We start from the raw sequence: 19959 nt of genomic DNA, 5'->3' as shown, positions 1-19959 counted from the left end.
GTAATAAACTTTGGCCCAGATCTCAAATATGAGTTTCTTTTGTTAAACGCAACGTAGTTATTTACGTGATAGACACAAATGACTCGGACCTACTGAATCGACAAGCCGAAGCATCCATATAATGATAAGAGCGCTGCTTAGACGCTTAAGGAATCTGCAACATGGCCTTGAAAGATGCAATGCCTTCTGTACTACTGGAAAACGTAGTCAATTTAATTCACACAAAAATCCCTCATTCTCAAGCTAAACAAGTAGAGCAATTTTCCCATTGTCTCTATGCCAATATGTCAAAAGACGACCTCAATGCGCGTAATGACAGTGACTTGTATGGTGCGGTCGTCAGCCTTTGGAATGCCCTAAATAAAACGGCCCCGGACGAAACTCACATTCGGGTATTTAATCCAAGCCAAGCAAAACATGGCTGGCAGTCAACACATAGTATTATTGAAGTCATTCAACCTGATATGCCTTTTTTGGTTGATTCGTTATCAATGTCCTTAAATCGGATGGGGATTACTGCTCATGTAATGCTACATACGCCATTAGCTGTGATCCGCGAAAACAACAATGTAACAGATGTATCATTTTTGAATGATGCCACTACTGATAGTGACAATGTTGCCGTGTTCTTGATTGAAATTGACAAGCAAAACAGCGATACCGATATAAAAACGATTGAAAAAGAAATTCAGTCGGTACTTGCAGATGTTGCCGCCTCAGTAAATGATTGGCAAGCTATGTCAGATACACTGACTAACACCATTTCACAATTACCATCACGTCCATTCCCAGGCGAAAAAACAGAGTTACAAGAATCTATAGCTTACTTGAACTACTTAAACAATCATCACTTTACGTTATTAGGTTATCGTTATTACGATCTAATACGGGTAGAAGGTGATGTTGAATTAGTGCCTAATATAGACTCCAGCCTTGGTTTGATGAATCGTTCCAAAACGTCCCATGCAGAACGTGGTCTATTACTGTCGAGTTTATCGCATTCAGCTCGTAAAGAAGCATTAGATGAAAGTTTATTAGTTCTGACAAAAAGTTCAGCTAAAAGCCGTGTACATCGTCCAGCTTACGTCGATTATGTAGGTGTTAAGCGTTTTGATAAAAAAGGTAATGTCATTGGTGAAGACCGTTTCATCGGTTTATATGCCTCTAACTTGTATAACCGCAGCCCTCGTGAAATTCCGCTATTGGGTGAAAAAGTTCAGCGCCTTCTTGATAATTCAGGTTTTACACCGCGATCTCATGATTACAAAGCGTTAATGAATATCCTTGAGAACTTACCTCGTGATGAGCTGATCCAAGCAAAAGACCATGAGTTGTCTAACATTGCTCACGGTGTCTTGGAAATACAAGATCGTGATAAGTTAAAATTGTTTGTGCGTAAAGATGGTTATGGCCGTTTCTTATCGTGTTTAGTCTATGTGTCTAAAGATCGCTATAACACTAAGTTGCGTCAAGATACTCAACGCATTCTGGCACAACATTTCCAGAGTAATGAAGATGTTGAGTTCACCACCTATTTTTCTGAGTCTACTTTGGCTCGAACTCATTATTTTATCAAAGTTGATAATAACGATATGGATGTTGATGTGGCCGCTATTGAAAAAAATCTTATTGAAGCAGCCCGTTCGTGGGATGATAAATTGCACACAGCGTTAAATAATACTGTTGGCGAACAAGCCGGGACTGGTTTAACTAAACGTTATTTAAATGCGTTTCCACCTAGCTACAAAGACGATGTACTTCCTAGTTCTGCAGTTGTTGATATGCAGCACTTAGAAGCATTGGATGACGATCATAAGTTAGGCATGTTGTTTTATCAGCCACAAGAGTCGGCGTTAAACGACAATAAGGTTCGCTTAAAACTGTTTCATAAAGACGAACCCATTCACTTGTCTGATGTATTGCCAATGCTTGAAAACTTTGGTTTACGTGTTATTAACGAGCGCCCATATGAAGTCAAAACTAATGATGGTGCAACGTTCTGGATTTTAGACTTCTTAATGACAGTGCAAGGAGCTGCAACTGAGAATCTTGCTGATAGCCAAGACCGCTTTCAAACAGCGCTCCTGCAGGTGTGGCAAAAGAAGTTAGAAGATGATGGCTTTAATCGCATCGTGCTTTCTACTGGTTTAAGCGGGCGTGAAGTTTCAATTTTACGTGCATATGCTAAGTATATGCGCCAAATTGATGCTACTTTCAGTCAATCTTATATCGAAGAAACGTTTAGCCGATATCCAAAGTTGGCTGACTTATTGGTTAAGATGTTCATCCGTAAGTTTAATCCTAAGCTTAAAACTCGAACCTTAAGTAAGTTCCTTGAACAAGTGGACATACAACTTGATGATGTTTCAAGCTTAGATGATGACCGTATCATTCGTCGTTACTTAGATCTAATCAACGCCACGTTACGCACTAACTTTTATCAAACTGCTATTGATGGCCAAGCAAAAGATTATATATCGTTTAAATTTGCGCCCAGCTTAATTCCTGAAATGCCTAAGCCAATGCCTAAGTTTGAAATCTTTGTGTATTCTCCTCGTGTTGAAGGTGTACATCTACGCGGCGGTAAAGTAGCTCGTGGTGGTTTGCGATGGTCAGATCGTCGTGAAGACTTCCGAACTGAAGTGCTAGGCCTAGTAAAAGCACAACAAGTTAAAAATACTGTGATTGTGCCTGTAGGTGCAAAAGGCGGCTTTGTGTGTAAGCAGCTGCCGACAGAAGGTGGCCGTGAAGCTTTATTTACAGAAGGTCAACAATGCTACCGTCTGTTCATCCGTGCGTTATTAGATATTTCGGACAACATTATAAATGGTGAAGTGGTTCCACCAAAGGATGTTGTACGTCATGACGAAGATGACCCATATTTAGTGGTTGCAGCCGATAAAGGCACCGCAACTTTCTCCGATATTGCTAATGAGATTGCGATTGAATACAACTTCTGGTTAGGTGATGCGTTTGCTTCTGGTGGTAGTAACGGATATGACCACAAAAAAATGGGTATTACAGCACGCGGTGCATGGGAATCAGTTAAACGTCATTTCCGTGAATTTGGTGTTGATTGCCAAACAACCCCATTTAGCTGTGTTGCTATTGGTGATATGGCTGGTGACGTATTTGGTAATGGTATGTTGTTGTCTGAACAAACCCAATTGGTTGCTGCATTTAACCACATGCATATCTTTATCGACCCAACGCCAAAGATTGCTGAAAGTTATGCTGAGCGGCAGCGTTTGTTTGTATTACCACGGTCTAGCTGGGAAGACTATAACGCGAAACTGATTTCTAAAGGCGGCGGGATATTCCTACGTTCAGCCAAGTCAATTAAATTGACGCCAGAAATTAAGCAGATGCTAGACACTGATAAAGACACCATGACTCCAACAGAACTAATGAAAGAGCTACTGAAAATGCCAGTAGATCTAATTTGGAATGGTGGTATTGGGACTTATGTTAAGTCGAGCAAGGAATCTCATGTTGAAGTAGGCGATCGTGCAAATGACACCTTACGTGTTAATGGTAACGAAGTGCGTGCCAAAATAATCGGTGAAGGCGGTAATTTAGGTTGTACCCAACTCGGTCGTATCGAATACTGTGCTAATGGTGGCCGCATGAATACTGACTTCGTTGATAACGTAGGCGGTGTAGATTGCTCTGATAACGAAGTGAACATCAAGATTTTCTTGAATACCTTAGTTGCAGAAGGGGAGTTAACGGTTAAACAACGCAATCGTTTGCTAGAAGACATGACTGATGAAGTCAGCGAGATAGTGATTCAAGATTGTATAGATCAAACTCGAACCATTTCGGTCACCCAAGTACATGGTATATCACAGCTTAAAGATCAGATTCGGTTTATTCAATATCTTGAAAAAGACGGTAAGCTCGATCGCGCATTGGAGTTCTTACCAACAGATGACGATCTCGCTGAACGTTTAGCCAATGGCCGTGCATTAACCCGCCCTGAATTATCTGTATTGGTTGCCTATGCGAAGATGGTACTTAAAGAGCAATTGGTCACGCCTGAAATCACTGAAGATCCATTTTTAAGTAAATTGCTAGTGGCTTATTTCCCTAAAAAGTTACAAGCCAAATATGCTGATAAAATGACTGCACATCCGCTACGGGGTGAAATTATTGCAACGTCATTAGCCAATGAATTGGTTAATGACATGGGCTTTAATTTTGTACAACGTATGCAAGATGAGACCGGTGCAACAATTGCTGAAGCTGCTATTTGTTACACTATGGCACGAGAAGTCTTTGGCCTTGATGAGTTAACCACTTCAATTACTGATTTAAATGGTGTAACCCCTGCAGTGGTACAAGGGGAGATGTTACATTTATTACGTCGTAATATGCGCCGCGCTTGTCGTTGGTTTATTCGCCATCGCAATCGCGCTCATGATATTGACCAAACTGTTGCGTTCTTTAAGCCTGTGTTTGAGCAACTTAAAGCCAATGTTGATCAATACATGATTGCTGCCGAAGTGGACGTCATTTCTGCTGAAATTACCGCGCTAACCGAAGAAAATGTACCGAAAGCTGTCGCACAAGTTGTGGCTAAAATGAGTACATTATTCTCTGCGTTAGACATAGCACAAATTGCACAAATCGAGAATAAGTCAGTTGAGCTAGTATCTGAAACTTACTTCAAACTCGGTGCCAAAGTTGAGCTACATTGGTTCTTAGCACAAATTAGTGCGCAACCTGTTGCGAATCACTGGCAAGCACTTGCCCGTGCCGCATTCAGAGAAGAACTGGATTGGCAACAACGTGCATTAAGTTCTGCAGTATTACGTATTTGTACTGATACATGCGATGCAGATAGTGTGATAAATCAATGGATTGAACAGAATAAGCCTTTACTTGAAAGATGGTATCACATGCTGGCGGATTTCAAGGTTTCTCAAACCCATGAATTTGCTAAGTTCTCAGTCGCCCTACGGGAACTTAACTTACTGATTTTGCATTGCGAAGGTCAGAAGTAATTCTTATAATATAAACAAACCCCGGCGATTGCTGGGGTTTTTTTTAGGTCTAGGAGAAAACATGTTTTACACACTCGCGCAAAAAGTAATGTTTCAGATGGACCCAGAGTTAGCACATCATTTAGCTATTGGCAGTTTGAAAATGACAGGAAATACTCCATTAAATTATTTCTACCGTCAGCAGGTAAAATCTGCACCAGTTAATTGTATGGGGCTAACTTTTCCTAATCCTGTTGGTCTTGCAGCCGGAATGGATAAAGATGGCGAATCAATGGATGCTTTTCATGCAATGGGTTTTGGCCATATTGAAGTTGGAACTGTTACTCCACGCCCGCAAGCTGGTAATGACCAACCTCGTTTATTTAGATTAAAGCCTGCTAAAGGGATTATTAATCGCATGGGTTTTAACAATAAAGGTGTTGATAATCTAGTTCGTAATTTGATGGCCAAAAAGTCTGACATTATGGTTGGTGTAAATATAGGTAAAAATAAAGATACACCAATAGAGCAGGGCAAAGATGACTATTTAATTTGCATGGAAAAAGTATATCAACATTGCAGTTATATTGCGGTTAACATCTCTTCTCCTAACACTCCTGGTTTACGTTCAATGCAATACGGTGAGCTACTCGATGATTTACTTAGTTCAATTAAGGCTAAGCAAACTGAGCTAGCTGCTAAATATGGAAAATACGTTCCTGTTGCATTAAAGATTGCGCCTGATTTAAGCAATGACGAAATTAGAGCCATTGCTGATTCAGTAATCAGTAATCAGTTTGATGGCGTGATAGCAACTAACACCACATTAAGTCGTGATAACGTGGTGGGCTTAAAGAATGCTGAGGAAACGGGCGGACTAAGTGGTAAACCTTTGGCCGATTTATCAACTAAAGTGATCAAACAATTAGCGATCTGTTTGCAAGGTAAGATCCCGATCATTGGTGTTGGTGGGATCAATAGTGCTGCGGATGCGATGGCTAAATTTGATGCAGGCTCAACCATGGTGCAGATATATTCAGGTTTTATTTATCAAGGACCTAAATTGATCGATCAGATAGTCAATGCGTATTGCGCAAAATAACCACTAAAACACTAAGTTATTGATCAAAAATCATGCCGCGATCGAACACTCGAACATTCGATCGCGCTAACACTTTGAAATTTATGTTATAATTTATAATTAAATTTTGATATTGAGTGAAAAATAATCTATCATATCAAGGTGTATAGATTTTAGGTGTAAACAGCTATGTTATTGATGCCAAATAAGGACTGGCAATGGGAATATAATGAAAACTTAAAGTTATTGAGTATTTCGTTAGGTTCCGAGATGGAGTTCTTAACTCCATACAAACCAAAGTTTTTAATTCCAGATGCATTGAGTGCAGCTGAATTTACACTTGAACACGCAAAATTCTATATTAAAATGTTAGAAACATTACCTAAAATACTACATATTTCAGATGCAGGTATTGTTCAAACCGCCCTCAATGCCACAGCGGCCCATTTCCTATTGCAATCGCAAATGCCGAAATCTTGGTTTTTTGATGTCAGTGATGAGTGTGTTTATTGCGATGTAGGCAAACTATTTCAACTTAACTGTGGTTACTCTAAAGTATTAGCTTTAGTGATTGACAATGGCTTACAAGCTGCCACAGTAATGATCTTGTCCCAATATTGTCAATTAACTGAAAGTAAATCATTAGCACAATTTGACACGATTAAAGTAATGCATAATCGATTACATCCTCTGCGTAAAGCTAAACAAGTTGTAGCAGCGTAATTAATCTACAGCCAAAAGTGTAATCTTCAATAACTTAAAAGCTTACTCTTGTCGCTCTAAGCAATATTGCCCTTTCTATTTATTCCATATTGTTATTTTATAAACATTAATATAGCCGAATTGACTGCGTGCTGCGCTTTGGAGTTTAATCTGGAGTTAGTTATTTTCGCATGCAGGATTCTGACTCGTTTATTTCATAATGCACTGAGATAGAGACATTCTGAAGGCTCGGTAGTATAAGCTCAGAAGTTCTATTATACCTTATTGCAACCACCGAGCTTTTGTATTTACTCGATTAACAGCTTAATTGGTAAATAGTCGCACTTCGAATTTGAATTCAGAAATATAGCTTTATCAATCAAAATTATTTATGAGATAACTGAGCCATAATATTGATGACATCTTGGTATGAGATATTATATTTACGAGATAAATTAATAATTTTTGTTTTGTAAGTTTGTATATGTTCTTGCTTAACAAGATCGAGTTGTTTTTGTTCTACAATGTCGTTAACCGACTCTTGTAAAATCTTTAAACGGCGTATACTAAAATCTAATGAATTGATGTATGCCGTCATTTGCTGTTTATTACGGGCATTTTCTAGGTTTGTGGTGGTGCGTTGTTCAAAATCTAACTCATCAAACGCATTCATCATTTTCTGTAAATTTAAATCGTTGTTCATAAGTATGATTATCTACATTATTTTTTGAAATTATATTCATATTAAATGATTAAGTCACCCTTAAACGTGCTATTCGTTTTTTATGTAATCATTAAGTAAATGAAAAGGCTGAGGTTAATCATGTCGAGTGAAACAATGGTATATTATAACAAAACTTGTCGGATTACCTAATTATTAGTAACCTAAGATTCTGATTTACAAGGAGGACTTATGTTAGATTTATTACCTGATTTATTCGATCATTATCCTGATCAATTGACGTTATTGCTAAATCCATGGCAATCGTTTGGTGCAAAGTCGATATTTTATGGTGAGGTGGTGACTGTTAAATGTTTTGAAGATAATTCTAAGGTAAAGTCAGAATTAGCCAAAAAAGGCCATGGGAAGGTATTGGTTGTAGATGGCGGTGGATCATGTCGGCGTGCGTTACTGGGTGACATGATAGCGCTTAACGCTTATAAAAATGGCTGGGAAGGCATCATTATTAATGGTTGCATCCGTGATGCTGGAACCATCAACACCATGCAAATTGGCGTGCAAGCTTTAGGCACTAATCCAATTAAAACAGACAAAAAAGACGTAGGTGAAGTCAATGTGATTATTGAGATTGCTGGCGTCAGTATTCACCCCGGAATGATGATCTATGCAGATCTCAATGGTATTGCTGTAAGCAAACAATCATTAGACCTGTCTATTTTACAGTAGAATAAATACAGACAAGGAAGCGACAATGAAAGTAGTAAAGTGGATATTAGCAATTGGGCTAACCTTAGTAGTGGGCGTGACGGTCTACTTAACAATGTTTTTCGACCTCAATAATTTTAAACCGCAGATAGTGGATGCCGTAAAAAAGCAGACGGGTCGTGACTTACAAATAACCCAAGATTTAAGTTGGAGTGTTTTTCCTTCTTTGGGGATTAAATTGGGGGGGATCTCACTCTCTAACCCTGATGGTTTTGCCCCTGTCTCTATGCTTGATGTTAATGAAGCTGTAGCTAATGTGGCGCTGATGCCATTATTTAGTCAACAAATTGAAGTTGATTTATTAAAGCTTGATGGTCTGACACTGAATCTAGTGACTCAAAAAGACGGCAAGACTAGTTTTGATGGCCTGACTGCTGAAAAGACCGCAGAAAAATCACAAACATCAACAAGTGACTCTGAAGCGGTATCTTTGCAGACTCTAGATATTGGCGGTATTGAGCTAACAAATACGAATATCAATTTAATTGATATGGCGAGTAACACAACACAAACATTTAGTTTGAAAAGTTTTACACTTGGCCAATTTAGCCTAGGGAAATTTGCTGATTTTGCGTATGAGTTTTCAGCGACACTACCTGATATGCAGCTAGCATCTTCTGGACAAGGTAAAATAAAAGTAGACCAAGCTTTAAATAATATCACCATTAATGATTTTGCTATGGTACATAAAGCCCAAGGCGACAGTTTACCAGGTAAAGCCGTTACGGCAGAGCTCACCACGCAGATGACAATGGCATTAGATGCCAAAACAGTGGCATTGCAATTGACTAAAATGTCAGCAATGGATTTATCGGCAACGGGCGATATTAACGTAAATTATGGCAATAGCATTCCTAAAATTGCTATGAATTTAGATATCGGTGATATTGATGTTGATGCATTACTTTCCAAACAAGAAGGCAAAGCTGAAGAGTCTGAAGACAAAACAGCAACAACACCAAGCCAAGAACCTGATTTGTCAGCCTTAAAAAGTGTCGACTTAACGCTTAATCTAACCGCTAAGTCGATTAAAGTTAGCAATTTACTCACGCAAAATTGGCAAATGAAACTGGCGATTAATAAAGGCATATTTAACTTGTCGTCGCTTACTGCAGATTTATATGAAGGTAAATTAGCGCTTAGTGCAAAATTAGATGGTCGCAAAGCGGTACCAACATATCAATTCGATAAAAAACTCACTGGTGTTAATATTCGTCCATTATTGATGGATGCTGCTGAAGTTGATTTAATTTCTGGTACTGCTAGTTTCGAAGTTAACGGAAGTGGCGCGAGTTTACTTCCAGACAATCTTAAAAAGAATCTTGATGCAGTAGGCAAGTTTGAAGTGACTGATGGCTCGCTTTATGGGGTTAACATTCCACAAATGATCCGCAGTGCTCAGCAAAAATTAAAAGGTGATTTGTCTGCTGACAATAAAGAAGAGTTGAAAACGGACTTTACCAGTTTGACAGGTAGTTTCACGATGAAAGATGCTGTTGTGACTAATCCTGATTTAGCGATGGCTTCACCGTTAATTCGTTTAAGCGGTAAGGGCACAGCAAACATTGCTTCTGAAGCGTTGGATTACACCTTGACTACCAGTGTAGTGGGATCTTTATCAGGTCAAGGTGATGCTGATGAGTCACTAAAAGGTGTTAATATTCCTTTAACTATCAAAGGTACATTCCAAGAACCTAAGTTTGGCATTGATACAAAAGCATTGTTAGAAGGCCAGTTTAAAGATGAAGCCGATAAAGCCAAAGAAAAGTTAAAAGATGGATTGTTCAAGAAGCTTGGACTGTAATTAATAGATTATTAATGTTTAGGGCTGTCGATCATTCTTTATGAATACTTCAGCCTTTTTTAACGTATATAGTATTTTTGATATTAAGATTACTAAATACGACTATTGATGTAACTAAGTCAATGTCACAGTACAAGTGTGATAATGGTTTGTTTACGGTATTAAACACGGCTAAACCATTAGCGTTTATTTACGATAAAATTACAGAATAAAAAATGGACAAGTGATTCACTTGTCCATTTTTATGCATTGAATATGGCGCTATGGTTAAGCACTTGTATTAATACAATCTATTATCACCATGATAATTACATGAAGGTGATTAGCTATTGGTCACAATTAGCTTTAGTATTTGCCCAGGCTGGATCAAGGTACTTTTTTCTAGACTGTTCCATTCAATGAGTTCGGCCACCGTAACTTTGTATTTCAGTGCTATACGCGCTAGCGAATCGCCAGATTGCACTCGATAGTTAACCGTTTTCTCATTGCCTGCAGTATTAATAGAAACTTCATTAGGATAGATAACTAACGATTTACCAACGCTTAAGGTAGATTGTTTTTTAAGGTTATTCCACTTACTTAATTGCGCTACACTGACTTGATGAGTTTGGGCAATTTTCCATAATGAATCACCGGACTTAACGGTATAGGTTTGTTTATTTACGCTAGATTTGATCACCGTTTTACGAGCTAGAACTTGGTCTGCAATCATAGTGACTAAGTCTGGATCTTTTGCTGCAACAGGAATAATTAAAAACCTACCAGCAATAATATTATTTCCTTTAATACCGTTGCTGCTTCGTATTAAGGTGGCTGTTGTTTCAAATTGATCGGCAATTTCACTAATACTGTCGCCAGATTTTATTTTATACCGAACCCAATTAATCCTAGAGTCTGGTTCGATAGTCGCTAATGCTCGTTTGAAGGTTGAAGCTTTTTCGCTAGGCACAATTAAGTGATGTGGACCTTGCGGGGCTGTTGCCCAGCGCTTTAAACCTGGATTAATCGCTTTTAAATCACTTATGTCTATTTGAGCGAGATCTGCTGCTAAGTTTATGTCTAATTGGCTTTCAATATTGACGACTTCAATTTGAGGTAAGTTATCAATTGCCGCTAAATTGATACCGTATTTATCAGCATGTTTAATGACATCAGCCAACGCTAACAGTTGGGGGACATAGTGAGTCGTTTCTCTTGGAAGAGATAAAGACCAAAAATCTGTGGACTTTCCTCTGGCTTGGTTATGTTTAATCGCATTGAATACCCGGCCTTCACCTGAATTATAAGCAGCAATGGTGTATAACCAGTTTTGCCCCATTTTGGCGTATAGGTATTCCATTAAATCTAACGCGGCTTTTGTTGATGAGGCAACATCACGTCGTCCGTCATACCACCAATTGGTTTTTACACCAAATGACAACGCAGTAGGTGCGGTTAATTGCCATAAACCAGAAGCATTACTCGTTGAATAGGCTAGTGGATCAAAACCACTTTCAACAATAGGTAATAAAGCAAGTTCTATGGGTAAATTTCGTTGTTCAAGCTGCTCTACGATGTAATATAGATATGGCTTAGCACGTTGAGTGACAATTTCTAAATGTTGTGGATTATCGATATACCATTGTCGGTATTGGTTTACTAATACATTATCAACAACCGGAAAATGCATTTGATTGTCGATCCTGAACCATAAATCATTTACCTCGGCGACTTGTTCTTCAATTTGTTCAAGGGTTACCGTAGACGATTTTTTATTTTTAACATTAGTGTTAACGGTCTTATTTGAACTATCAGAACTTGGCTCTGCAGTATGGAGTGTCTGGCACCCTGTTACAGCCAGCATACAGCCAGCTATAATAATAAAGTTAGCTTTCATTTGAAGATACATTACCCCAAGTTCTCAGGCTTACATAAAATGGAACATACCAAATGCCATTGAGACTCTTTTGGTCATGCTAATTCAACTTTGCATTGTAGATTAAATCTTTTAGCTTGTCTTATTAAACTGTTTTCATGTTAAATCAAAAACTATCCTTCCATAACCTTAGTTTAGTAAATGTTTGAATAGTATCTATTTTGTTTAATTTAAAATGAGCTGAAATTGCGAGCTGAGTCTCATTTATATGACAACGTAAAAATGGATTGATGGCTTTTTCAATGCCTATTGAACTCGGAATACTCGGTATATTTTGTGCTCTTAAGCGTTTAACCGTATCAGCATACTCAATCAATTGCTGATTTTTGGGTGTGACATGTAATGCAAAATCAATGTTTGCCTGGGTGTATTCATGCGCACAGTACACCTTGGTGTCATCGGGAAGTTGTGCAAGCATTGACAGTGATTTAAGCATTTGTTCTGGAGTACCTTCAAATAATCGTCCGCAACCAGCACTAAACAAGGTGTCACCGCAAAATAAGCTTTGCTGCATATAATATGCAATATGTCCTAAGGTGTGGCCTGGAACGGCCATTACAGTTGTTGCTCCTAAATGGGGAATGTCGAGCGTTGTTTTCGATTCAATACTAAGAGGATATGTTAACCCTGCGATCTTCTCATTACTTGGACCATATACCTTCAGAGTATGGTTAAAATGTTGTTGAAGCAGTGTAATACCGCCAGTATGATCTGCATGATGATGGGTGATTAATATCCCGACTAACTCAAGATCGGTGGTCGCGATATAATCAATAACACTTTGACCACAGCCAGGGTCAACAACATAAGCAAAATGGCTGCTTTCTTGATGAATCAACCAAATGTAATTGTCGTTGAACGCTGGGATTGTATGAACGTTAAGCATAATCTAACTCGAGTGGTGATTGACTATCTGTTAGGGTAACGGATATCGTTAAATAACGCCAAGTGAAGTGATACTTCAAAGTATTATTAATGGTTAGCTTAAAATTAAATAAGCTGTGGTAAAGTTTGTTTAGTGAATATGATATTTTTTAAAGCGAAAGTTGGCGGGCTCAATGTTAAAACCCCTTATTTGGCAAGATTTACCTTATGGAGAATTGTTGCAAGCCGAGATAGAAGCTAAGCTAGCGCCCTGGTGGCCGCGCATATTTGGCTATCATTTACTAAAAGTGGGGGCGTTAAGCAGTCAGCTAAACAGCTTACAATGCAATATTGCACGACATTTTTCTGTTTATGATGGTGTCGGTGCAAGTATTCAAGCCGATACTCATTATTTACCGATACAACAAAACTCAATTGACGCAGTTTTAAGTTGCTTTTTACTTGAATTTGAATCAGATCCATATCAAATTTTGCGTGAGTTCGATCGGGTGTTAATCAAAAGTGGTTATATTTTTATCATTGGCTTTAATCCAATAAGCCCTGCTTTTATTGGTAAAATTCTGCCTAACTATCAAACTCAACTACCTTGGGATGGCCAGTTTTTTATGCCATCAAGAGTTAAAGATTGGCTGGGATTATTGGGTTATCAAGTGCTGGCTGACGAACGTTTTATGTACCATTCGTTATTAGGACAACGTGGCGCTAATATGCCTTATCAAGCCAACAAACCTTATCAGTCTTCATGGTGGCAAAAAAGTATTGCTACCTGGTTGCCGAGTACTGGTAGTGTCTATTTAATTGTCGCTCGGAAAATGACGATTCCGCTCACACCAATCAAAGACAAAGCAAAATTAAAAACGCCTAACTGGTCGCCCGCGCCATCTGCAGGCCGAAGTAGTTTGACTCAAAATGAGCATGTTAAAACACCCATATTGAAATCTGCAAAATCATAAATAAGCGCAACAAGTAAGCAATATACCTAAGTATTAATTAAGAGCGTGTTAGTTCTTCTGGCTGATAACCTTTATCGGATTGTTGTGGTTTAGCTTCAGCGGCTTTTCTTGCCAATTCGTCACAGCGTTCATTTTCAATATGGCCAGCGTGACCTTTTACCCAACGCCAATCAATCTTGTGTAATTGGCTGGCCGCGTCTAAACGTTTCCATAAATCAACATTCTTCACAGGTTGTTTGGTTGAGGTTATCCAGCCTTTTTTCTTCCAACCATGGATCCACGTCATAATACCTTGTCGCATATATTGACTGTCGCTAGTTAAAATGATGTTGCATGGCTCATATAACGTCTCTAGCGCGATTATCGGCGCTAAAAGCTCCATACGATTATTGGTTGTTAATGAGAAGCCATCGGCCATTTCATGGTGCTGATGTTTATATTTCATGACCACACCATAGCCACCGGGTCCGGGATTTCCTAAGCAAGAGCCATCAGTAAAAATATACAGCTGTTTGAGTTCGGCCATCAAGTTGTTACCATAGCGAAATATTCGCGTCAGTATACTTAATTTATACGAAGGTGAGGGCTGAAAGAGTAAAAAATATGAACATTATTTCTAGTGCAAGTCGTCAAGTGATTCTTGATACCGAAACCACAGGTATGAATCAAGCGGGTGGACCGATTTATGTTGGTCATCGCATTATTGAAATTGGTTGTGTTGAAGTGATTAATCGTCGCTTAACGGGTAGAACGTATCATCAATATATCAATCCTGGTCAGGCAATTGATGAAGAAGCCATTCAAGTTCATGGGATCACTAATGACCGCGTAGCTAATGAGCCGCGTTTTCATCAAATAGCCAAAGATTTTATTGATTTTATCGATGGTGCGGAAATTGTCGCCCACAACGCTAACTTCGACGTGAGTTTCATGGACCATGAGTTTTCAAAACTCAATCCCATAGGACCGAAAACTAAAGAAATTTGCAGTATTTTAGATAGCTTGGCAATTGCAAAGCGTCTGCATCCAGGGCAAAAGAATAACCTAGATGCACTGTGTAGGCGTTATGGTATTGATAATGGCCGCCGTACTTATCACGGGGCGTTACTCGATGCGGAAATTCTCGCTGATGTTTATTTAATTATGACGGGTGGACAAATTAAGTTTAATTTGTCCAATGAAAAAGCGGGTCAAGAAGGCGGCGGAATAAAAAAAATCGATCCTGCGGCGTTTAATCTTAAAGTCGTTGGTGCATCTGCCGATGAAATACTATTACACGAACAACGACTTGACCTCATTGCGAAGTCAGGTAAATGTCTCTGGAGAGGGTAAACCAATTTTTATGAGTGCCACTCGCGCCGGTTATTTTGCTATTCCTTGTTTATTGTTGCTAAGTCTTATCTTAGTTTGGCAGCCTAATGCCCAAGCTTCTATGGTTAGCGCTTCAAAAGCTGTAGAACTTAAAAATCGTTTTCGAATCGATCATATGGTCGATAATTTAACGTTAGTGATTCAACGTAGCTATGGTTCTGCACCGGTGGTGGTGATTTTACCTGACGGCAGCAAATGGTATTCAGATCGCTACCCGCAAACCGTAAAGTGGGTCGATGGTATTGCTGGTGATATGATTTACATTGAAAATCCGATGCCTGGTCCATGGCAGCTATTAGGCAGTGTGGTTGAAGGATCTACAATTCAAAAAATTTCCAAATTAGATATTGAAGTACAACCTTTACCACAACCCCTTTATCAAGGGGAAAGGCTGAAAGTAACAGCAAAGCTTTTGGGTGATGATTTAACCATGAGAATGCCTGGGTTAGATTATATGGTGGAATGGACTGCACGTTTTGCCAGTGAACATCTTGTTAGTGATGATAATTTCGCTACGGGCACCATTATTGTTGGAGCATATAAAGATAATGGTGAATTGATGGACGAAGCACCAGACGATGGTATTTTTACCGGAAGTCATAATCTACAACAACCAACTGGCCATTATATCCTTAATATCACAGCACGCAATAATGTCTTTGAGCGTGAATATGAGATGCCCTTTGAGCTTTCTGCACAACCGATAAAAGCAACAATGGTAGCCAATAATGATCTATCAAAAGGCATATGGAAAATACAATTATCGGTCAATGAATCAGCATTAATGTTAGAACAAACTCATTTTGAGTTTGAGTTAGTTGGACCTGCAGGGTTGATTTTACCAGTTACATTACAAGCGGTGACGAGTGCGGAACAAATTTTATATTTACCTAAAGTCACTGAGTTTGGTAGTTATCGAGTCAAGGGAACTGCAGTATCAACCACAGTTGATGGCCGTGAAATAGTGCTCTACCTACCTGAAATGTTTTTTAATTTTATTGAGCCTCCCGTTTCAATTACAGCAGAAACAATTAAAGTGATCGCTGAAAAAGCGGCAATTCAAGCTGAAATGGAAGAAGAAGCCGCTAAAGATAATGCAATGTTCTGGATAATTATCATTAACGGCATACTGCTGTTATTTGGCATTATGAGTTTAATCGTGTGGCGTAAGAGACAAACACTCGCTAAAGCGATGGCGGCAGCTGAGTTAAGGTTACAACAAGAATCACAGCAACCAGAACAATCAATTGATACACTTTTAGACACTGTTGATTTGGATGACATTGATTTGAGTATACCCGATGATAAAATCGAATAAGTTGAAGTGGATGAGTTTTGTGCTAAACAGTGTGGTTTGCGTGATTTTTAGCCAAACAAATAGGCAAAATAAAAAATAAGTTGACGATAAATAAGCACAACATTATTATTCATCGCACTTGTATGGAATGGTAGTTCAGTTGGTTATATTACCGGCCTGTCATGCTAGGGGACGCGGGTTCACTGTTTTAATATCAACGTCCGTTCCGCTATTCAAGTATCTGTTTGCATTTAATAAAATAGGTAATATTCATTCTATTTTCGTTTTTGTTAAGTGTATACAAACCGTTTTGGAGCGGTAGTTCAGTTGGTTAGAATACCGGCCTGTCACGCCGGGGGTCGCGGGTTCGAGTCCCGTCCGCTCCGCCAAATAAGAAAAAAAGCCTCTACAGGAATGTAGGGGCTTTTTTCTGTCTAAAAATCAATAGAATTGGTTATTCAGCCTAGAATGCAGTACCTGCTAGATTATCAAATGTCAGCGCATTAATGTTATTCCATCGCAGATCAATAGAAACTGGCCTGTCATGTCGGAGGTCGCGGGTTGACTGTTTCAACATCAGCGTCCGCTCCGCCAAATAAGATGAAAGCCTCTACAGCAATGTAGGGGCTTTTTTCTGTCTAAAAATCAATAGAATTGGTTATTCAGCCTAGAATGCAGTACCTGCTAGATTATCAAATGTCAGCGCATTAATGTTATTCCATCGCAGATCAATAGAAACTGGCCTGTCATGTCGGAGGTCGCGGGTTGACTGTTTCAACATCAGCGTCCGCTCCGCCAAATAAGATGAAAGCCTCTACAGCAATATAGAGGTTTTTTCTGTTCAAAAATTACCAGAATTGGTGATTCAGCCTAGGATGCAATACCTGCTAGATTATCAAATGTCAGCGCATTAATGTTATCCCATCGCAGATCAATAGAAACTGGCCTGTCATGTCGGAGGTCGCGGGTTGACTGTTTCAACATCAGCGTCCGCTCCACCAAATAAGATGAAAGCCTCTACAGCAATATAGAGGTTTTTTTCTGTTCAAAAATTACCAGAATTGGTGATTCAGCCTAGGATGCAATACCTGCTAGATTATCAAATGTCAGCGCATTAATGTTATTCCATCGCAGATCAATAGAAACTGGCCTGTCATGTCGGAGGTCGCGGGTTGACTGTTTCAACATCAGCGTCCGCTCCGCCAAATAAGATGAAAGCCTCTACAGCAATATAGAGGCTTTTTGCTGTCTAAAAATCAAAGGAATTGGTGTTTTAGCCTAGCCAATAATGTGGTACACATTACTGGCCATATGTTTTATTACTTATGGCTGGTTAACTAGAACGCGTAACTGACATTCAATTCGAGTGAGCGACCCGCACCGGCTATTTGTTGAAAACCGTTACTGTTGTCAGCCTTATATTCAGCGATACTGACACCGCCCAGTGGCAGTTGATAATACTCATCAAGTAGATTTTTCACTGCAATAGTCATTGTCACATCTTGCCATTTGATACTGCTGCTTAAGTTAAGCAGTGAGTAACTGTCAGTTGTATTTTCTAAACGCTGCTCATCCACGCGATCTTTATTTGCAACCCATTGCCAACTGATTCTATTTTGCCAATCACCTAGCTGTTGTTGTAAAGCTAGCTCGGTTTGCAAAGGTTTTATTTGATACAGCGGCTGGTCGTTGTCATCTCTTTCGCCGCGTGTTGCGTTGATGTTAGCGTTAAAGAGCCATTTACCAGTGTCGTTGTCTGCTAATTGATATTCAGCATCTATGCGTGCACCAAACAAGGTCGCGTCCACATTTGCAAACTGTAAAATATTACGACTATTACTATCGATGCTTGTGCGATTAAAGCTGCTGACCACATTGGCATCAATAAAATCGTTAATGCTGCTGTACCAAGCTGTTGCGCTAAACGCTAAATCATCTTGTGCTAGCTTGTAAGCCATACTTAATGTGTGTGCCGTTTCTGCACCAAGGTCAGGATTGCCTATGTAGCCGTTTGCACCGCCGTACCAGCCAATCATAGTCGTCGCCATGGTGCTTTGGCCCCAACTGTATCGCTCATATAAATTTGGGGAGCGGTTCTTTTGGGCTAAACCAAGTTCTATCACTTCAGTATCACTGAGTTGATAGCGAGCTAGAAGGGTGGCATCGATGTTATTGTCATTGCGCTTTCGATATAGGCTATTAAATTCATCTGCGGCCATGGTATTAACATTGGTCATGCCCATCATGCTCATGGTGTTATAAGGCTGAACCTCACCCGTGCTTGTCGATACGTATTCATAACGAACACCTGCAGACAGCCACCAATCTGTATTCATTGTTTGTTGCCACTCGCCATAGAGTGCAGCACGTTGGCGTTCGCCATCATTAATATTGACGTAATCATTTGGGCCCATCATGACTGAACCTTCAATCGCTGGCCATGTATCATCAAGTTGATAAATATAATATTCTTGGCCAATTAATAAGGTGCTGTCTGAGCTCATTGGTAGCTGCCAATGTAGTTGGTAACTGTAATCTTTACCCTTAGTTTTCATTGGCATCATGCCGGTTTTCTCATCGGTAAAGAAGCCCATTTCATGCTCTACATTGTGCCAGTTTGCTTGGGCTGTGAACTCACCTTCGTTTTCAAGCGTTCGTTGATAACGTACTAATGCGCCATAACTGTCATTATTCGTCATGTCCATATACTGGTTTGCAAAACCTTGAAAGGGGATATGTTGATGAGTCAGTTTGACTGCAACTTGTTGAATGTCATCTTGCCAAGCAGCGGTTAATGCATGATTTTGTGATTGGTATAAAGTGTCTAGTACTTTATCGCCATGGCCATCTGTATAGCTGTTTGCATCTTCAAATGATCCTTGGTAACTAAAGCTTAATGTTTTACTTGCTACAGTGGCATTTACACCTGCGAGAATGGCGTCATTAGTGCTTCGATAACCGCTAGATATGTTACCACTTTGCCATGTCACTGTATCGCTATCGGTAAATACAGGGGTTAAGCTAATGACGTTAATTACGCCAGCAATGTTATCGCCACCGGCGCTCACCGGAGAGACTCCAGCAACAACTTGAGTCGAACTAATTTGATTGGCTGACACATATGAAAGTGGCGGGTTCATCTGGTTTGCACATGATGACGTAATGTCGCTGCCATCAATGAGCACTTTGATCCGATCGCCCATCATGCCATTTAAAATCGGTAATGCAGAAACGCCACCCGCTTCAGAAAAATCTACACCTTGTTTATTTAATAAGTTTTGGGCAGAACCGAGTAAATCGTTATTGGCCGCTTGTCCATGTACTTCAACCAGCTCAATGCCTTCACTATTTTGCTTATCGTACTGCTCAGCCATTACTGGTTGTGTAATAGCAAACATTACAGCCAATGAAATTGATGAGTAAACCCATGGGTAATTTGTATTTAATTTAATGGTTTGGATTGCTTTATTTGCCAACGTCATCACCTTTATTGTTATTTTATCAACCTTTGATGAATAT

At 39.4% G+C, this 19959-nt stretch carries 13 protein-coding genes and 1 tRNA gene; 9 read left to right on the top strand and 5 right to left on the bottom strand.

Going from position 1 to position 19959, the window contains the following annotated elements:
- Positions 1 to 161 precede the first annotated feature (161 nt).
- The 3 genes from ABIS04_RS10595 (at position 162) to ABIS04_RS10585 (ending at position 6789) form a co-directional block, all read left to right on the top strand.
- On the top strand, positions 162 to 5006 hold the full coding sequence (locus ABIS04_RS10595; protein ID WP_350431037.1) for an NAD-glutamate dehydrogenase: 4845 nt from the start codon (positions 162 to 164) through the stop codon (positions 5004 to 5006).
- Positions 5007 to 5067: 61 nt separating this feature from the next.
- Positions 5068 to 6087 (top strand): quinone-dependent dihydroorotate dehydrogenase, encoded by a 1020-nt coding sequence (gene pyrD / locus ABIS04_RS10590; protein WP_140234345.1) that lies wholly within the window; start codon positions 5068 to 5070, stop codon positions 6085 to 6087.
- Between the two features lie 168 nt (positions 6088 to 6255).
- On the top strand, positions 6256 to 6789 hold the full coding sequence (locus ABIS04_RS10585; protein ID WP_140234344.1) for a cell division protein ZapC: 534 nt from the start codon (positions 6256 to 6258) through the stop codon (positions 6787 to 6789).
- A gap of 364 nt (positions 6790 to 7153) precedes the next feature.
- Here ABIS04_RS10585 and ABIS04_RS10580 read toward each other — a convergent pair whose 3' ends face one another.
- Positions 7154 to 7471: a hypothetical protein gene (locus ABIS04_RS10580; RefSeq protein WP_137226945.1), complete on the bottom strand. Its 318-nt coding sequence runs from the start codon at positions 7469 to 7471 to the stop codon at positions 7154 to 7156.
- Between the two features lie 210 nt (positions 7472 to 7681).
- Between ABIS04_RS10580 and ABIS04_RS10575 the strand changes: the two genes are divergently transcribed.
- A complete protein-coding gene (locus tag ABIS04_RS10575; RefSeq protein WP_140234343.1) occupies positions 7682 to 8176 on the top strand; it encodes a putative 4-hydroxy-4-methyl-2-oxoglutarate aldolase in 495 nt (164 codons plus the stop codon).
- Between the two features lie 25 nt (positions 8177 to 8201).
- Positions 8202 to 10019 (top strand): AsmA family protein, encoded by a 1818-nt coding sequence (locus ABIS04_RS10570; protein ID WP_350431036.1) that lies wholly within the window; start codon positions 8202 to 8204, stop codon positions 10017 to 10019.
- A gap of 322 nt (positions 10020 to 10341) precedes the next feature.
- Here the strand turns inward: ABIS04_RS10570 and ABIS04_RS10565 are convergent, their stop codons facing one another.
- Together ABIS04_RS10565 and gloB are read right to left on the bottom strand one after the other, a co-directional pair.
- Positions 10342 to 11895: a LysM peptidoglycan-binding domain-containing protein gene (locus ABIS04_RS10565; RefSeq protein WP_140234341.1), complete on the bottom strand. Its 1554-nt coding sequence runs from the start codon at positions 11893 to 11895 to the stop codon at positions 10342 to 10344.
- Positions 11896 to 12040: 145 nt separating this feature from the next.
- A complete protein-coding gene (gene gloB, locus ABIS04_RS10560) occupies positions 12041 to 12820 on the bottom strand; it encodes a hydroxyacylglutathione hydrolase (protein ID WP_350431035.1) in 780 nt (259 codons plus the stop codon).
- Positions 12821 to 12992: 172 nt separating this feature from the next.
- On the opposite strand from gloB, the gene ABIS04_RS10555 reads away from it, so the two are divergent.
- Complete coding sequence (locus tag ABIS04_RS10555) at positions 12993 to 13772, top strand: methyltransferase domain-containing protein (protein WP_350431034.1); 780 nt, start codon at positions 12993 to 12995, stop codon at positions 13770 to 13772.
- Between the two features lie 37 nt (positions 13773 to 13809).
- Here ABIS04_RS10555 and rnhA read toward each other — a convergent pair whose 3' ends face one another.
- Entirely contained in the window at positions 13810 to 14298 is a 489-nt protein-coding gene (gene rnhA / locus ABIS04_RS10550; RefSeq protein WP_350431033.1) for a ribonuclease HI, read from the bottom strand.
- 77 nt (positions 14299 to 14375) lie between these two features.
- On the opposite strand from rnhA, the gene dnaQ reads away from it, so the two are divergent.
- From dnaQ to ABIS04_RS10535, 3 genes are all read left to right on the top strand, one after another.
- Positions 14376 to 15104 carry a DNA polymerase III subunit epsilon gene (gene dnaQ, locus ABIS04_RS10545; protein ID WP_140234337.1) on the top strand — a complete coding sequence of 243 codons (729 nt, stop codon included), beginning with the start codon at positions 14376 to 14378 and terminating at the stop codon, positions 15102 to 15104.
- Positions 15105 to 15114: 10 nt separating this feature from the next.
- Positions 15115 to 16461: a TIGR03503 family protein gene (locus ABIS04_RS10540; protein ID WP_140234336.1), complete on the top strand. Its 1347-nt coding sequence runs from the start codon at positions 15115 to 15117 to the stop codon at positions 16459 to 16461.
- A 291-nt stretch (positions 16462 to 16752) separates the two neighbouring features.
- Positions 16753 to 16829, top strand: a tRNA-Asp gene (locus tag ABIS04_RS10535).
- Between the two features lie 948 nt (positions 16830 to 17777).
- Here ABIS04_RS10535 and ABIS04_RS10530 read toward each other — a convergent pair.
- Positions 17778 to 19922, bottom strand: a complete 2145-nt coding sequence (locus ABIS04_RS10530) for a TonB-dependent receptor domain-containing protein (RefSeq protein WP_350431032.1) — start codon at positions 19920 to 19922, stop codon at positions 17778 to 17780.
- Positions 19923 to 19959 lie beyond the last annotated feature (37 nt).

Source organism: Shewanella sp. H8 (assembly GCF_040285065.1).
Lineage (GTDB): Bacteria > Pseudomonadota > Gammaproteobacteria > Enterobacterales > Shewanellaceae > Shewanella > Shewanella polaris.
Note: the sequence above shows the minus strand (reverse complement) of the source record. Positions and strands in the feature narration are given on the sequence as shown.

Coding starts and splice junctions, on each gene's coding strand:
- ABIS04_RS10595 (WP_350431037.1), top strand. CDS start 162: ATGGCCTTGAAAGATGCAATGCCTTCTGTACTACTGGAAAACGTAGTC.
- pyrD (WP_140234345.1), top strand. CDS start 5,068: ATGTTTTACACACTCGCGCAAAAAGTAATGTTTCAGATGGACCCAGAG.
- ABIS04_RS10585 (WP_140234344.1), top strand. CDS start 6,256: ATGTTATTGATGCCAAATAAGGACTGGCAATGGGAATATAATGAAAAC.
- ABIS04_RS10580 (WP_137226945.1), bottom strand. CDS start 7,471: ATGAACAACGATTTAAATTTACAGAAAATGATGAATGCGTTTGATGAG.
- ABIS04_RS10575 (WP_140234343.1), top strand. CDS start 7,682: ATGTTAGATTTATTACCTGATTTATTCGATCATTATCCTGATCAATTG.
- ABIS04_RS10570 (WP_350431036.1), top strand. CDS start 8,202: ATGAAAGTAGTAAAGTGGATATTAGCAATTGGGCTAACCTTAGTAGTG.
- ABIS04_RS10565 (WP_140234341.1), bottom strand. CDS start 11,895: ATGAAAGCTAACTTTATTATTATAGCTGGCTGTATGCTGGCTGTAACA.
- gloB (WP_350431035.1), bottom strand. CDS start 12,820: ATGCTTAACGTTCATACAATCCCAGCGTTCAACGACAATTACATTTGG.
- ABIS04_RS10555 (WP_350431034.1), top strand. CDS start 12,993: ATGTTAAAACCCCTTATTTGGCAAGATTTACCTTATGGAGAATTGTTG.
- rnhA (WP_350431033.1), bottom strand. CDS start 14,298: ATGGCCGAACTCAAACAGCTGTATATTTTTACTGATGGCTCTTGCTTA.
- dnaQ (WP_140234337.1), top strand. CDS start 14,376: ATGAACATTATTTCTAGTGCAAGTCGTCAAGTGATTCTTGATACCGAA.
- ABIS04_RS10540 (WP_140234336.1), top strand. CDS start 15,115: ATGAGTGCCACTCGCGCCGGTTATTTTGCTATTCCTTGTTTATTGTTG.
- ABIS04_RS10530 (WP_350431032.1), bottom strand. CDS start 19,922: ATGACGTTGGCAAATAAAGCAATCCAAACCATTAAATTAAATACAAAT.